General features: G+C 40.4%; 16 protein-coding genes and 1 riboswitch. Of the genes, 8 read left to right on the forward strand and 8 right to left on the reverse strand.

The genetic code is table 11. The features are described 5' to 3' along the window. Window positions 1-92: 92 nt before the first annotated feature. Together nagZ and ACQKL5_RS11410 are read right to left on the reverse strand one after the other, a co-directional pair. Window positions 93-1,430: a beta-N-acetylhexosaminidase gene (nagZ, locus tag ACQKL5_RS11405; protein WP_427608826.1), complete on the reverse strand. Its 1,338-nt coding sequence runs from the start codon at window positions 1,428-1,430 to the stop codon at window positions 93-95. Then, a complete protein-coding gene (locus ACQKL5_RS11410) occupies window positions 1,427-1,582 on the reverse strand; it encodes a hypothetical protein (RefSeq protein WP_427608827.1) in 156 nt (51 codons plus the stop codon). The genes nagZ and ACQKL5_RS11410 overlap by 4 nt, the downstream gene beginning before the upstream one ends. A 232-nt stretch (window positions 1,583-1,814) precedes the next feature. Here ACQKL5_RS11410 and ACQKL5_RS11415 point away from each other — a divergent pair, with 232 nt between their 5' ends. From ACQKL5_RS11415 to ACQKL5_RS11425, 3 genes are all read left to right on the forward strand, one after another. Further along, entirely contained in the window at window positions 1,815-2,180 is a 366-nt protein-coding gene (locus ACQKL5_RS11415; protein ID WP_427608828.1) for a hypothetical protein, read from the forward strand. 141 nt (window positions 2,181-2,321) lie between these two features. Next, window positions 2,322-3,260, forward strand: coding sequence for an oxidoreductase (locus ACQKL5_RS11420; protein WP_427608830.1), 939 nt, complete (start codon window positions 2,322-2,324; stop codon window positions 3,258-3,260). A gap of 119 nt (window positions 3,261-3,379) precedes the next feature. Beyond that, complete coding sequence (locus ACQKL5_RS11425; protein WP_427608831.1) at window positions 3,380-3,529, forward strand: hypothetical protein; 150 nt, start codon at window positions 3,380-3,382, stop codon at window positions 3,527-3,529. Window positions 3,530-3,567: 38 nt separating this feature from the next. Here the strand turns inward: ACQKL5_RS11425 and ACQKL5_RS11430 are convergent, their stop codons facing one another. After that, window positions 3,568-4,008, reverse strand: a complete 441-nt coding sequence (locus ACQKL5_RS11430) for a peptidylprolyl isomerase (protein ID WP_402963204.1) — start codon at window positions 4,006-4,008, stop codon at window positions 3,568-3,570. A gap of 160 nt (window positions 4,009-4,168) precedes the next feature. Between ACQKL5_RS11430 and ACQKL5_RS11435 the strand changes: the two genes are divergently transcribed. Beyond that, window positions 4,169-5,161, forward strand: coding sequence for an NADPH:quinone oxidoreductase family protein (locus ACQKL5_RS11435; RefSeq protein WP_427608832.1), 993 nt, complete (start codon window positions 4,169-4,171; stop codon window positions 5,159-5,161). A gap of 40 nt (window positions 5,162-5,201) precedes the next feature. Here the strand turns inward: ACQKL5_RS11435 and ACQKL5_RS11440 are convergent, their stop codons facing one another. Next, a complete protein-coding gene (locus ACQKL5_RS11440; RefSeq protein WP_427608834.1) occupies window positions 5,202-6,665 on the reverse strand; it encodes a PAS domain-containing sensor histidine kinase in 1,464 nt (487 codons plus the stop codon). A gap of 523 nt (window positions 6,666-7,188) precedes the next feature. Further along, a complete protein-coding gene (locus ACQKL5_RS11445) occupies window positions 7,189-7,464 on the reverse strand; it encodes a DUF1292 domain-containing protein (protein ID WP_427609143.1) in 276 nt (91 codons plus the stop codon). A 203-nt stretch (window positions 7,465-7,667) separates the two neighbouring features. On the opposite strand from ACQKL5_RS11445, the gene ACQKL5_RS11450 reads away from it, so the two are divergent. From ACQKL5_RS11450 to ACQKL5_RS11460, 3 genes are all read left to right on the forward strand, one after another. Beyond that, window positions 7,668-8,243 (forward strand): sigma-70 family RNA polymerase sigma factor, encoded by a 576-nt coding sequence (locus ACQKL5_RS11450; protein WP_427608836.1) that lies wholly within the window; start codon window positions 7,668-7,670, stop codon window positions 8,241-8,243. Then, a complete protein-coding gene (locus ACQKL5_RS11455; protein ID WP_427608838.1) occupies window positions 8,243-8,941 on the forward strand; it encodes a DUF3600 domain-containing protein in 699 nt (232 codons plus the stop codon). The genes ACQKL5_RS11450 and ACQKL5_RS11455 overlap by 1 nt, the downstream gene beginning before the upstream one ends. Before the next feature lie 171 nt (window positions 8,942-9,112). Then, entirely contained in the window at window positions 9,113-9,493 is a 381-nt protein-coding gene (locus ACQKL5_RS11460; RefSeq protein WP_427609145.1) for a VOC family protein, read from the forward strand. Between the two features lie 416 nt (window positions 9,494-9,909). On the opposite strand, the gene ACQKL5_RS11465 is transcribed toward ACQKL5_RS11460, so the two are convergent. After that, on the reverse strand, window positions 9,910-10,263 hold the full coding sequence (locus tag ACQKL5_RS11465) for a hypothetical protein (protein WP_427608839.1): 354 nt from the start codon (window positions 10,261-10,263) through the stop codon (window positions 9,910-9,912). A gap of 142 nt (window positions 10,264-10,405) precedes the next feature. Then, a riboswitch (cyclic di-GMP riboswitch) is annotated at window positions 10,406-10,490 on the forward strand. 176 nt (window positions 10,491-10,666) lie between these two features. Between ACQKL5_RS11465 and ACQKL5_RS11470 the strand changes: the two genes are divergently transcribed. Next, the gene (locus ACQKL5_RS11470) at window positions 10,667-12,208 is read left to right on the forward strand and encodes a methyl-accepting chemotaxis protein (RefSeq protein ID WP_427608840.1); all 1,542 of its coding nucleotides are present in this window, start codon (window positions 10,667-10,669) and stop codon (window positions 12,206-12,208) included. 118 nt (window positions 12,209-12,326) lie between these two features. Here the strand turns inward: ACQKL5_RS11470 and ACQKL5_RS11475 are convergent, their stop codons facing one another. Further along, the gene (locus ACQKL5_RS11475) at window positions 12,327-14,018 is read right to left on the reverse strand and encodes a methyl-accepting chemotaxis protein (protein ID WP_427608842.1); all 1,692 of its coding nucleotides are present in this window, start codon (window positions 14,016-14,018) and stop codon (window positions 12,327-12,329) included. A gap of 225 nt (window positions 14,019-14,243) precedes the next feature. Next, complete coding sequence (locus ACQKL5_RS11480; protein ID WP_427608844.1) at window positions 14,244-14,618, reverse strand: nucleotide excision repair endonuclease; 375 nt, start codon at window positions 14,616-14,618, stop codon at window positions 14,244-14,246. Window positions 14,619-14,745 lie beyond the last annotated feature (127 nt).

Raw genomic sequence — 14,745 nt, forward strand, 5'->3', positions numbered from 1 at the left:
TTCATAAAATATACATAATATGCTAGGTAGAACTACGTCACACGGCCAGCAGAAAGAACCCGAACGATAAAGTTCCGGATTCTTTCTCTTGCTCATTCATTCAAGTTCAGATTATTGATGTACTTTATACTTTCAGGACTCTTGACCACTTTGGTAGCGTGTTCCGGGTCCACGGTCGTTTGTTGAATGTTATTCAGTTTATATGTCAGGACGCGCTTTGTAGACTCATCAATTCGCTCCATCGGGATTTCCCCGTTTTTAACCGCATCGATGATCCCGTTGTATACCTCAAGTTGATGTGGATGTTCATGACAAACAAGGACGATGTCGACGCCGGCAAGAATCGCTTCTTTTCCCATATCTTCAAATGAAAAATAGTTCTTCACGGCTCCCATTTCCATATCATCCGTGATGACAATTCCTTTGTAGCCAAGCTTTTTTCGTAACAGGTCTTCAATGATGACCTTAGAAAGGCTGGCTGGTTTTTCTTTATCATAAGCGGGATATTTAATATGCGTCACCATCATGAAAAACTTGTCGTTATCCATCTCACTGATGATTTTTTTGAACGGATAGATATCCGAATTTTCCAGGTCAAGTTGGTTTGCTTCCACTGAAGAGGTTTCAACATGCGGATCAACTTCGCTGCGACCATTCCCGGGGAAGTGCTTTAGTGCTCCCGTAACCGAAGCATCGTTAAGGCCTTGAATCACCTTTTCCCCGTATTGATGGACTTTTTTCGGATCTGTTCCGAATGAACGGCTATCCTTTTTGGATAAATCAAGAACAGGTGCAAAGTTCAGATTGATTCCCATCGACTCCAGTTCTCTACCGTTCAATTTAGCCACCTGATAGACCTCTTCGGCAGAGGCCTTTTCCCCTAACTTCTGTTGGGAAGGGATAGGCGAAACATGTTCCCTCATTCGGATAATGTCCCCTCCTTCTTGGTCAACCGCTACCATAAGCGGAAGGGCAAACCGACCACCTTCTGCCGATTGTTGCAACGAGTTGGATAACTCGGCCACTTGTTTAGGTGAACTCATATTCCGTTCAAAATAAATAATGCCACCAATATGCTTCTCTTCGATGAACTCCTGAACATCGCTACTCTTTTCCGTACCAGCAAACCCGATTATCATGAGCTGTCCCACTTTTTCTTCAAGCGTCATGTTTTCAATCATCTTGTCTACCTTTTCATCTGTATCCTTCATTGCATTGATTTCTTTTTCGCTTGTAGTGTCTGTCGTTTCTTTATTTTCTTGTTTTTTTTCTTTCATGGATGTGTCCTCTTTTTGGACTTCCGATGTTTCTCTTTTTTCTGCGTTTTCACTTGGAAGATCCGTTTCCCTATTCAACTGGATAAGCATAACGGTTAAAAACGCAAGAAGTGCAATGAAAAAGAGGCTGAGGTATTTATATCTTTTCTTCATTGGATTTCCCTATCGGTGACCATCTCAAATGGGACAGTCTCCTCGCCATCGGTCATTGATTCAACTATTACATATGTCACTTCATCATTCATATTATCCTCCAATGAATTTATTTTCCCTTTATGGTCTCGATGAGATGAATAATCTTTCATCTGGTACTGTTGTATATTCCCCTTTGGATGTAACCTCTAACCCATGTGTAGGGAGGTTATCACCTATTACCCACTCTTTACTTATGTATGTCCCCTTGTGAATCGATATTCCATGGCTCTTAAAATAAGAACAAACCACACTGTTCCTCCATGAGGCAGAGCAGTTTTGTATAAAGCTAAAGGTATGTGCCCCATACTACTTGCATGACTCAATAGAAAGGAGAATGACTTCATGGATGTAAAATTAAGCAATCTTACGGGGAAAGCACAGGTCTCTTTACGTCATGCCATTGCGTATATGAAGGAAAAAATAACAGAACTCACGGGAAGCACCTCCATCACCATAATGGAGATCGCTAGCTATATCCAAAATCAGCCCGAAACGAACCGGATCGACAAAGAGCTTTTAGGAACGAATTATTCCTTTTATTATCTAAAAAAAGAGGATGCGACCTACCATTTAGAAATGAAAAGTACCCAAATTCTCCAGTTGGATGTTCATGTGAAGAATCACGATATTGTCTCCTACCGTTCTTATCGTGATCATTCTAAATTGTCTAGCTCCATTAAGATTCCTGAAACACTCATACCCGAGTAAAGCAATTTAGTGGCCCTTGCTTTCATAGAAGGGTCACTGTTTTATTTTCCCCTTCAAATTTCCCTTCAAAAAACGAGACATATAGGAATAATTTGGGTATATGATAGATAGAGATTGTGCCAGGAAAGGTGTCGATGGATAATGAGTGAAAAGTGGAATGGCGATGAAATGGTAGATGTTAAGGGGAAAACGGTTGTCATTACCGGGGCGAATAGTGGCCTTGGATTTGAGACGGCTTTTGTATTGGCGGGGAAAGGTGCAGAAGTCATTCTTGCCGTTCGGAATGCATCGAAAGGTGAAAAGGCGGTTGATCGAATTACGTCAGTCCATCCTAAAGCTAATGTATCCGTGATGTCACTCGATTTAAGTGATTTGAGTAGCATTCATCATTTTGCTGACTCATTTTTGGAAAACTATGATTCATTGTCTATCCTAATCAATAATGCCGGTGTCATGATTCCCCCTTATTCCCAAACGAAGGATGGATTTGAATTGCAATTCGGAAGCAACCACCTCGGGCATTTCGCCTTGACGGGCCTGTTGTTACCCAAAATTCTCTCCACCAAAAACTCTCGAGTCGTCACGTTAAGCAGCTTAGCCGCCATCAATGGATTCATAGACTTCGATAACTTAGATGGAAAGAATCATTATAAAGCGATGAGATTTTATGCTCAAAGTAAACTTGCCAATCTTCTCTTCTCCCGCGAATTGCAGAACAAGTTTGAACACCACCAAGTCGACTCGATCAGTGTCGCCTGCCATCCTGGGCTATCCCATACAAACCTCATGTCACGAGGATCAGGTAAGCCCCTGAATAAGTTTGTCCAATACCTTTCCAAAACCATCACGCAACCCGCCAATATGGGTGCTCTCCCCACGCTTTACGCAGCAACGGAACCCGCCTTAACAGGTGGAGAATATATAGGTCCCGATGGTAAAAAAGGCAGAAAGGGCTTTCCTAAAAAAGATGCCATCATTGATACCTTATACGATAAGGAAATCTCGGAAAAACTATGGGCGATCTCTGAATCCATGACAGGTGTGAACTATAGCTTCACTGCAGACTTACGCCAAAAATGAACCATTTTCATTTTCTAAGGAACAGGATTTTACTGTTCTTTTTATTTTGACCTTTTTCTTGAAATATGCGTAATTACCCATTTAAGAGAGATACTATAAAAAATTAACGAGGGACATATATGCTTGAAAAAGGAAAAATCGCTTCATACCAACTGGCATTGATTATCTATCCCACAATCTTTGCCACGGCCATTTTGAATGTGCCAGCCATATCCCATTCATTGGCAAGGCGAGATATGCTTTTCGAGCCACTTAAGACGCTTTTATAAAGAAAAGAGGGAGCGAATGCCCCCTCTTTCGTCGTGTATTATTCAGCGTCAAAAACTTCGACTTTCTCCATTTTGTCGCCATTTTTCATTGCTCTTGCTGTTTCAAGGCCTGATGTTACTTTACCGAATACAGTGTGAACACCGTTAAGATGTGGTTGTGGCTCATGGACGATAAAGAATTGGCTTGAGCCAGTATCTTTTCCTGCATGTGCCATAGATAGGCTACCCGCTTCATGCTTATGTGGGTTTCCTTCTGTTTCACATTTGATTTGGGTGCCGCTGCCGCCTGCACCTGTACCTGTTGGATCTCCACCTTGGCTTACGAAGCCAGGGATGACGCGGTGAAAGACTACACCATTGTAAAATCCTGTGTTCGCTAAGTTTTCGAAGTTAGCGACTGTGTTTGGTGCTTCGTTAGGGAAAAGATCGAATTCGATTTTTTCTCCGTTTTCCATCAATATGTATCCTTTTTTAGCCATTATAAAACATCTCCTTTAAAATAAACTGAATCAATCTTAATAGTACCATTTTTAGCAGGAGAAAGAAAAGAAAGCGCTGTGTTTTCAGTTCCAATTATTATACAGGGTGCGTTTCTTCTCTTATAATAGGGAATATTCACAAAAAAAAGGAGGGAAAAACATGACACAGCAGTTTGAAGCATTAATCGTGAACAAACAAGAAAATGACTTCTCCTTATCCATTCAGCAACTATCACTCGGCGATCTTCCTGAAGGGGAAGTGCTTATTCGCGTCCATTATTCCGGCGTGAATTATAAAGACAGCCTTGCAACCATCCCTAATGGAAATATCGTTGGTAGCTATCCGATGGTGCCTGGTATCGATTTGGCAGGGGTTGTCGTTTCATCAAAGGATTCCCGTTATAAAGAAGGAGACGAAGTCATTGCCACCTCTTATGGGATCGGTGTTTCACATTATGGGGGCTATAGCGAGTTCGCCCAAATCCCAGCTGAGTGGGTTGTTCCACTGCCAGAGGGTTTGACAATGAAAGAAGCGATGATAATCGGAACGGCCGGATTCACCGCAGCACTTTCTATTATGCGTTTAGAGCAAAATGGTCTTACTCCTGATTCCGGAAATGTTCTTGTTACAGGAGCCACGGGAGGCGTAGGCAGTTTTGCCGTCTCGATTCTTTCCAAGCTAGGCTATTCCGTGGAAGCAAGTACCGGGAAAAAATCGGAACACGCCTACATACAGGAACTAGGTGCCAAGAAAATTTTATCCCGTGAAGATGTTTATGACGGCACACTTCGTCCACTTGGCAAGCAAAAATGGATTGGTGCCGTTGACCCTGTTGGTGGAGATCCATTAGCCTCCGTTCTGAGCCAAATTGAATATGGCGGTTCTGTTGCGGTCAGTGGCTTAACAGCAGGAACAAACCTGCCAACGACTGTCTTTCCGTTCATTCTAAGGGGAGTCAACTTACTTGGTATCGATTCAGTGAACTGCCCTATGGAAACAAGGCTACAAGTGTGGAAACGTCTTGCAACAGACTTTAAGCCTACCCATTTAGAGCAGCTCATTCAACAGGAAATTACCCTAAAGGAGCTTCCGGACGTCCTGCCTACCTTACTAAAAGGGGAAGCAAGGGGACGGACGATCGTGAAACTATAAGAGTAAAAAGGTGACGGAAGTTTGGCTTCTTGTCACCTTTTTACTCTGTTTTTTTAATAGGAAGGGTGATTTCCACAGTCGTTCCTTTCCCCACTTCACTACTGAAGTTGATGTCCCCATGATGCTCATGGACAATCTTAGAACTGACCATAAGCCCTAACCCCGTTCCTTTTTCGGTCGTACTATAAAATGGCTGTCCTAAATGCTTCAAGCGTTCTTCCGTCATCCCACATCCTGAATCAATAAAACGGACCATCATATTCTCTTCGTCATCCTTATCCAGTGAAATATGAAGTTTTCCGCCATCTTTCATTGCTTCCATCGCATTATTCACTACATTTGTAAACACTTGCTTTAACAAATTGGTTTCACCAAATACCGTGGAATCATCGATTAAAAATTCCTTAGTGATTTCCACATCGCATAGAATTGCTTGAAATTTGGCTAACGTGATAACACTATCTAAAATAGCTGATAGTTGTATAGACTCGCATGTTTGTATTGGAGGGGATGCGAGACATACAAACTCCTTGGCCAATTGTTCAATCTTCTCTACTTCTTTCACTGTAAAATCCAGATATTCTTGCTTGCAGGAAGTTTCCCCCATTAATTGCAAAAAACCCTTGATTGCGGTTAGCGGATTCCTGATTTCATGGGCAACACCTGCCGCCATCTGTCCTACCGCAGAGAGCATATTCGTCTTACCCAATAATTCCTCTGTTTTTTTGCGTTCGGTTATATCCCTACAAAATACCTGGATAGCTGGGTACCCCTTATAAATAATCGGGAGGGCTATGGTTTCCCCATAAAATATTTCTCCATTATAGCGCCTGAACTTTTGCTCTAACAAATCGACCGTTTTTCCTTCGTCTCTCATAACGTCAATTCTCTTACCTACAGTACCTTGAGAATCAGGGTGAACGAATTGAAAAACGGATTTCCCAATGATATCTTCAACACTATTCATCCCTAGCATTTTTGCACCCTCAGGATTCATATATTCAATGAATCCATTACGGTGTACAAAAATCGCTTCGGGAGAGACCTCCACTAAACTGCGATACCGCTCTTCGCTCTCCTTCAGCGCTGCTTCAGCCAACTTTTGGTTCGTAATATCCCGGTAGACGAAAGCCAATGCGATTGGCTCATTGTCGTTATTCCTGATGTTGAAAAGGGTGATGCTTACATCAATGAGTCGACCATCTTTTCTTTGCCGTACCGTTTCAAAGCCCTTCTCTTGTTGACCTGACTTGACCCTTTCATGCAATTCATCAACAGATTCCCTCAAAAATTCAGGGATGATCGGAAAAGGTTTACCAATTACCTCTTCATTCTTCCAACCAAAAAACTCTTCAAAAGCAGCATTAACTTGAAGGGTCCTAGCTTCAAGATCAACGATAGAAATGGCGTCCGCACTTTGTTCCATGAAGGATTGAAATTGCCTGGTGATGTCATCATACTTTCCTTCCATTTGCCCTTGTCTATTATTAATTAGCTTTTTCAATAGATTTATTCCTTTCCAATACCGAAAATTCGCTTACTCAATTTTACAGTAGCAGTAAATTAATTACCAGTATTTTATAGTAGTTTTCAACACGGAGATAGTAGAAACCGAAAAAAAGGCTAAATCAAGTAGATTTAACCTCCCCTTCATCATATAATTCATAACAGCCAGAGTCCCCACTCTCTTTATCCTAAAGTTATTGGATAAGATACTTCACACTTTAACAAAATCTTAATCCACAAGATACTTCCCATCAACATTAAAAACCTATTCTGAAGACAGGTTGGATGGCATGCGTGGCTGTCACAGTATTCGGCGAAGGAGGTGCCGGTACTAATTCCTACATAGATATTTGTAATTAGATTATGAACCTTTTCCCCTCTTCAACTTGCAAACAGCAGAAAATGTGTCTTTTTTAGGCTATCAACCAGTTTTCAGATGGACTTCTTCAATGACACTGTAACAAACCCTATATTTAAGAAGAAAAAAAGACGACACATAGGTGTGCCGTCTTTTCTATTCATCAATCTTTCGGGTCAAAAGCCGCTTCAAAAGCAGAAGATACCTTATCGAACTCCTCGTCCGTTTCGATATCATTCAGCTCTCCTTCGCCTTCAACTCTGAAAAAGAAAATATCGATATCTTCCTCTGTATCCTCTTCAATATCTTCCAATAATCCTACAGCTACATACTCTGTTCCTTCAACATCCAATGTTCCTAGAACCTCAACCTCATGCTCTTGATCACTGTCGTCAGTAAGAGTGAAAACTTCACCTTCGCGAATGCTTCCCATGAAAATCTCTCCTCTCAAGTCCATTTAAAATGGGTTTGTTTCCATAGTATATCTACAATTCCATACAGAAACAAATTTTTGCTTTAAAAAAGATAAATTCTTTTTCTTTTCAAAAGAAAATACAGTAAAGTGGAAAAATAATCCTAAATATTCGAACGAAATGTACACTTCTTACCAATATATAGTATAGAACGGAAGGAGGTAATAGAATGGTTGAACAACCCGACTTGTTGGATACCATCAACCGTTTTTTAAATGGAGAAGTGGAAGCATACGATGACTTATATGAAAGAACCATCCAAAACGTCTATAAAAACGTCCACTTTCTTATAGACCAAAAAGCGGATGTCGACGATGTTGTTCAAGACATCTATATACAGGTTTATAAGTCTCTTCGTAAGTATGATCGTGAAAGACCTTTTAAACCATGGTTGACGGGTATTGTCATCAAGACGATTCAAACGTACCGACGGAAAAGTTGGATGCGTCTTCGAATTTCCAAGAAAGCCGAAGACACTAAGCAAGTCACGGTACCTGACTTTTCCACTGATATTGTGAATAAAATCTCTAATCAATACCTCGTAGATTTAGTGAATCAGTTGCCCTACAAGCTCAAGCAGGTCGTGATACTCCGCTACTTAAATGATTATTCTCAAGAAGAAGTGGCCCGAATATTAGATATCCCCATTGGGACCGTCAAGTCCCGTATCCATGCTTCTTTAAAAAAATTGAGTGCTCATGGGAAAGAGAGCCTTTTATTCTTAGAGAAAGTGAGGAATGTATAATGAAAAACTTTCATAATCAGTTAAGAGAATCACTACAAGAAGAAAGTATGGGCATGCATGCTCCCCCTGAATTAAAAGTGAAAGTAATGAGCAAACTGACTACTTATCGCAGAAAAAGAAAAAAACATCTGGTTACAGCAATTCTCATTGCCTCATTGTTACTCCCGACAAGCGCTTTCGCCTATCAAACGTATTTAGCAGATGAGTTATACGGTTCATTTGACTATCTAAAAAAGCATGTTGCTAATGCCACCATGAAAGGGTACTTCCTTTTGGACGCAAAACTATCCCAAGCTAAAGGTGATTTGGGAAAAGAAGAGTATGGACAATTCAAAGAAGACTTGCAAGTATTAACCGCAGCCAAATTAGAATATGGTAATTCTAACGGAAATATCGACTACGACACGATACCTGCAAATAAAGCTGAGGAACTGAAAATTATATTAATGGATTTACAGCCCTATTTCGATAAACTGAACGGACTGGTATCGAGCAAAGAGCTATTATCGAGCGAGGAATACGAATCGTATATTGAGGCCCTTATGACTTATGAAAAAATCACAGTTCAGAGTGGAACCGATGCTGAAGTACCTGATGACGCTGACAGCTTACCTCCTACCCTTCAAGCAGATTTTCAAGAAGCATTAGACATCATGGATTACGTAAATGAGAAACAAATACCCGAAGATGCCTATTAAATACTTGTTAGACAATCTATAAAGGATTGTCTTTTTTTTCTTTTTCCACCAACCTATTTACCCATTTCTTTAAATAATCAGATTATTTTGTTTACTTTACTGTTTTTTCATACCCAATCATATATACTAATATTGCTTATCTACAACACGAAGGAGGAACTCCCCTTGGCTATGAAAAAATTCGATCATATTGGCATCGTTGTTAGGGATTTAGAAACATCCATCACCTTTTATCAGGAAATATTGGATTTAAAATTGAAAGCACGGGTCCCCCATACCAATGGTGTCATTCAACTTGCCTTTCTTGGCTATGACGGTACAGAGGAAACGGAAATTGAATTAATCCAAGGATATAGTGACTCGTTGCCATCCGAAGCAACGATCCATCACTTTGCCATTACTGTAGATGATATTGAGGAAGAATATGCCCGGATTCAGAGGCTTGAAAACGTAGAGTTGATTGATGAAGAAATTGTCACCCTGCCAAACGGCTATCGCTATTTCTACATATATGGACCGGAGAAAGAATGGATCGAGTTTTTCCAGAGATAACTGGCACTGCAAAAAAGCAGAAGCGGTGAGCTTCTGCTTTTTGCCATCATTCATTTAACAATTCAAACCCCTTCTACAGGTCGTCCGGTAACTAGGGTTGCTGTGATTCCAACCTCTTCCTTGCTCCACGGATTAATTGATACTATTGTCCCCATCACCGTCAATTCAATTTATTTTTCCAGTTTTAGAATGTTTTCTTCTATTATATATACGTCATCTAACCCACTATCTAATGCAATACTTGGACCTTCCCATTCACATCTATAACGTCTAAAATAGATGAACCCAACGTACATGGCGACTGTTTCCCATATATTGTGTAGCCCTTCAATCTTTTAGTAGGTAATGACTACCAATTCTCATTTAATAACTGGTTGCATGTTTTTGTAAAAAAAAGAACCTTGATGGCCCTTTCCCTAAAAAGCATATTGATATAATCCATAATATAATGGGCCAAGCGTAATAAATAACGTGATCCCAGTAAGGATACTTTTCGTACTTTCTGACAAGTCTACTAGCGCTTCTTCTCCATCATCGTGTTTACCGATATAACTGAAAAGAACATCCCACAGCAATCCACCTACAAACACGATTTTCCATACAAGAGGGGTGAGTATCGATGTATTCGTCACAAATCCAAATAATCCTATCCATGTTATAACCGAAATAATAAAATCCACTTTTAAAGAAAGGGTTCTTAGGCCTTTAATCAGAAATGCAATGGCCACCGTCCCTAATATGCCTAAATATATTGTCCAAAAAATATGCATAGATTCATCCTTCTTCCATTAAGATTCTTCAATTATATGAAGAATAGGATAAAAAGGGAATACAATAATGATATTCCCTCCATGTAGTACTTTTTCCCTACAATATCATTTACCTTTATGGTTTAATATGGTAAAATACCTAGAATGATAAAGGCAAATCCGCCGAAAGACGGAGACGCAAAGCCACAGGTCTAAAGCCAATGGGACATGACAGCTGGGTTACCATATCTTTGTAGCGATTCTAAGGAATCGAGTAGACTGACCTTTTTTCTATGCAGCCAGATATGGGACCACCCCACTATTTGGATTAGGTTATATCCACTCTTTCAAGAAAACAAAGACTACCCCAGCGTCATGGGGTAGTCTTTGTTTTTACAAGAACGAAAGGGGAGAATGGATAGCCGTGAATAAAGAGAAGAACCAACTTATGCTCTTGTTTTCAAGCGGAATTGTTTTATTAGCTTTGGTTACGAATATATTAGGGAGGAAATTCCACCTTTTTGAACATTCCCATGGAGCACATCAAGTTTTATCAACTGCTTATATCGAAGATCATTTTGGGCTTGTGCTCAACCTTTTAGTCGTGATACCCACGCTTCTATTGGCCTTCGGACTGATTTTATTTAAGAGTAATAGAAACCACTCACTGATTCCATATATAGTGACTTTAGTGTTTACATTTGGAAGTATCGCCATCATCTCGGGAGGTGGCGGACGGGTGGAGTTTCACTTTAGCATCTTCATGGTCGTAGCTACAATCGGCTATTATCAGAATTTGAAAGTCCTATCGCTCATGACGACTCTTTTCGCCGTCCATCATTTGGCAGGGTTCTACTTCTTTCCTGAAATCGTATTTGGGGCGATGAGCTATACCTATCTCATGTTAGTTCTACACGTAATGTTTTTTTTACTGACCACCGGTATCGTCACCTGGCAAGTATATTCAAGCCAACGTATGGAAAAGCAATTAATGGAACTACAAACCGCTCAACGGAAAATGATTAGCGAGGAAATAGCCGAAAAGGTAACAAACACTTCCAAGCAACTCGTAAGTGTCTCAGAAACCTTAATAAGCCAGGCAAAGTTCGCGACAGAGGCCAGTTCCGAACTTGCAACTTCCATTGCTCAAGTAGCAACTGGTTCAGAAACGCAACTTAAAACCGTTGAAGAAAATCTGCAAGTCCTTTCAAACATCACAGATGCCATCGGTGCCATCGATCAAACCGCACATATTTCGGTTCAACAAGCACAAGAATCGGTCCGGCACGCCTATGATGGCAACAAACTCGTTGAGAGCCTTTCTGGCCAAATGAAAGGAATCAAAGATTATGCTGATCAATCTGTCGCAACCATCACCAATTTCCATGAAAGTTCAAAAGCGATCGAGAACATGACCGGAATCATTGCAGATATTGCAGATCAAACGAATCTATTAGCATTGAATGCTGCCATTGAAGCTGCACGGGCCGGGGAATATGGAAGTGGCTTTTCCATAGTTGCAAAAGAAGTGAAACAGCTAGCCGAAAGATCATTAGAAGCTTCCAAGCATATAGATGACTTGATTAAACGGACTGTAGAAGATGCACGCCTTTCTGTTGGATCGATGGTTCAAGTCGTTGATTCCACTGACACGGGTCTCGAAGCCGTTCATAATTCAAGCCTGGTCTTCACGAAGATTTTTGATTCCTCACAAATGGTCGAAGAACAGATAAAGAAAATCTCATCCCTTGCTAAAACACTCATGTGGTCATCTGAAAACGTAAACAGCTCCATGCTCCAAATGGCCACCATCACTAAAGAATCATCCAAGAGCATGCAAGTCGCCGCAGGTACGACCGAGGAAGAACATCTACTAACAGAGCGGACCCTCAAGGTATCGAATGACCTCAAAATCTTGACCAGTGATCTCGAGCAAATCATATCCAAATTGAGGACGGAATTTTAAAAAGGAATGCACGAGTGCTATATAGGTTCAGGTTATGCCGAGTCTAGGAAACATTTCCAATAGAAACAAACAGGCTTCCTGACAATGTCAGGAAGCCTTCTGTCATATATACCTTGATTTAGACCTTGAATCTGCGAACCACCTGCTCCAGTTCTTCTGCCATAGATGTCAATGAACGCACAGATGAATCGATTTCTTCTATCGATGCTAGTTGTTCTTCCGTTGAAGCCGCTACTTCTTCTGAATTAGCCGCATTCTCTTGGGCATGAGCTGTTATTTTAGTGGATGATTCCGATACTTCGTCTACACTCACTGAAATTTGTTGAACGGAAGCCGTGATTTCTTCGATTTTCGGTGTAATGTCTCTCGTACTTTGAAGTATTTGGGCGAATTTATTGGATGTTTCCACTGAAACTTTCACACCCTGTTCCGCGTTTTCCATCACTTCTCTCATAATCGTAACAGAACTTCTTGTATCATCTTGCATTCCCATGATCAATTCCGTAATCAACTTGGTTGAATTCTGAGATTGTTCAGCCAGCTTCTTCACTTCATCTGCCACTACGGCAAATCCCTTACCATGTTCGCCGGCCCTCGCAGCTTCAATGGCTGCATTCAATGCTAATAAATTCGTTTGGCCAGCGATCCCCGTAATTACATCAATAATATTCCCGATTTGATTGGATCGTTCTGCTAAAGAATCGATAACCTGATTCGATTGGTTAACCGAGTCATGGATGAATCGCATTTGCTTCAAGTTCTCCTCTACAAAGTGGTTTCCTTCTTCTGCCTGTTTCTCTGTTTCTTTAGACAGTTCCGACATACTTGCCGTACTTTCGGAAATCCGCTCCACTCCCTGGCTCACTTCAAGTAGAGAACCTAGACTACTCTCCAGTTGCCTTGTGGAACTATCAGAGGCCCCGGAAATTTCCTGTATGGAAAGGGCGATTGTTTCTGCTGCGAGCTTCGATTGTTCGGAGCTGACGCTCAATTGCTCAGCAGAAGTTGTAACTTTATTCGTATTAGAAGAAATGGCCGTAATCGTTTGATGCAGGTTTTGAGTCATTTTCTCAAAGGATTGATTTAACATATACACTTCATCTTTTGTTTTCACCTTGATTTTTTCTATGATCAAGTCACCTTCTGCGACTCGATTAGCCATTTTACTCAACTTCTCGATTGGTCTCGAGATAACGTTAGAAATTAACACCCCATCTGTCATGGCAAGCACGAACGCTACCAAACTTAGAATGAAAATCTTCTTTGTTGCTGATTTTGAATCTTCTTCAACCTTTGTCACCTTTTGAACCAAAACCTCATCTTTAATCCATGTATATAATGCATTCGTTTGCTCTACCATTTTGGTACTGATGGGAACAACTTTATCACGGGCCAAGACCCTCGCCTTTTCTGGATCTTTCGCTACTGCCTCTACTGACTTCCTGCTTTCCTCTATCCATGCGTCATTCGATGCCTGGATTTCATCAAAGCGTTGGTTCGTTTCATCTCGGGTAGCCAATTTCCTGGCCTTATCTATTAAATCATTAATGTTCTCATTCGATTTATACATATTCTCTTTCATATCCGGAGTTTTATATAAAAGATACCCCCTCAAATACGTTACCTGACGTGCTGACTCCGTCTGGATACTTTGAGTGATAGATTGAACTTCCGTAACGTTTTTAAGGATATCATCATATGACTCATTCATATCTTTCATACTCGTATAAGATATGAAAGCAGCCACTCCAAAAATGATGGAGACTAGTAAAAAGCTTATTAATAACTTGTTCTTTATTGATAATTTCATGCGTTAACTCCTCTCATATGTAATAGCTTCTATGTTCTTTCCATTCAATTTAAAAAGCCCACAATTAAAAAGTGGACATCAAAAATTCAGTATTCCTGGGACCGAATATAAAGCTTCCTAATCTTTTATCGGTTGAAAAGTAGAATAATTAACTGATTCATACTAGGAAAATAGGTTAAAGGACCTAAAAAAGTCCCCTTACAGAGTAAGGGGACTTTAAAACCATTATTTATAAAACACTTTATCAATATTGTATTTAGCATGAAGTGTGTTGATGATGTACGTTTCATAAATGTCACGTTCCATCGCGTCTTCTACGAAAATCGTCTCGATTTTCTTTACTTCATTACGGTGTTCTTTAATGGGAGATACGTTATCCTCGAAATGCTTTTTGACTCTTTGTCTTAACTTGCGCGCTTTACCGACAAAGATTAACTCGTCTTTTTCATTATAGAATAGAATGATGCCGCCTTTATCACGGGGAATCAGGTGAAAATCGATGAATCCGTAAATTTCCGGGATGATGGCTTCGTCTCCTTCAATCACTTGTTTTCTTTGTTTAATACTGATATCCGCTTCAGGGATTTTAATATTTATCATAAAAAATCACGTCCTCTATTTGTATATATGTAAGTGAGTGTAAGTAACGTTCCCCCTTACACAATTGTGTCCGGTTGGCATGTTCATACTGTTTTTAATCACTTGCTCTGCGTTGTCCTTAAAGGTA

It is taken from the genome of Peribacillus sp. NPDC097675 (genome assembly GCF_050277655.1).
Taxonomy (GTDB): domain Bacteria; phylum Bacillota; class Bacilli; order Bacillales; family DSM-1321; genus Peribacillus.

Excerpts from the sequence above, each read along its gene's own strand:
- nagZ (WP_427608826.1), bottom strand. The coding sequence starts at position 1,430 with ATGAAGAAAAGATATAAATACCTCAGCCTCTTTTTCATTGCACTTCTT.
- ACQKL5_RS11425 (WP_427608831.1), top strand. The coding sequence starts at position 3,380 with ATGCTTGAAAAAGGAAAAATCGCTTCATACCAACTGGCATTGATTATC.
- ACQKL5_RS11435 (WP_427608832.1), top strand. The coding sequence starts at position 4,169 with ATGACACAGCAGTTTGAAGCATTAATCGTGAACAAACAAGAAAATGAC.
- ACQKL5_RS11475 (WP_427608842.1), bottom strand. The coding sequence starts at position 14,018 with ATGAAATTATCAATAAAGAACAAGTTATTAATAAGCTTTTTACTAGTC.
- ACQKL5_RS11415 (WP_427608828.1), top strand. The coding sequence starts at position 1,815 with ATGGATGTAAAATTAAGCAATCTTACGGGGAAAGCACAGGTCTCTTTA.
- ACQKL5_RS11410 (WP_427608827.1), bottom strand. The coding sequence starts at position 1,582 with ATGAAAGATTATTCATCTCATCGAGACCATAAAGGGAAAATAAATTCA.
- ACQKL5_RS11465 (WP_427608839.1), bottom strand. The coding sequence starts at position 10,263 with ATGCATATTTTTTGGACAATATATTTAGGCATATTAGGGACGGTGGCC.
- ACQKL5_RS11420 (WP_427608830.1), top strand. The coding sequence starts at position 2,322 with ATGAGTGAAAAGTGGAATGGCGATGAAATGGTAGATGTTAAGGGGAAA.
- ACQKL5_RS11450 (WP_427608836.1), top strand. The coding sequence starts at position 7,668 with ATGGTTGAACAACCCGACTTGTTGGATACCATCAACCGTTTTTTAAAT.
- ACQKL5_RS11455 (WP_427608838.1), top strand. The coding sequence starts at position 8,243 with ATGAAAAACTTTCATAATCAGTTAAGAGAATCACTACAAGAAGAAAGT.
- ACQKL5_RS11460 (WP_427609145.1), top strand. The coding sequence starts at position 9,113 with ATGAAAAAATTCGATCATATTGGCATCGTTGTTAGGGATTTAGAAACA.
- ACQKL5_RS11480 (WP_427608844.1), bottom strand. The coding sequence starts at position 14,618 with ATGATAAATATTAAAATCCCTGAAGCGGATATCAGTATTAAACAAAGA.
- ACQKL5_RS11430 (WP_402963204.1), bottom strand. The coding sequence starts at position 4,008 with ATGGCTAAAAAAGGATACATATTGATGGAAAACGGAGAAAAAATCGAA.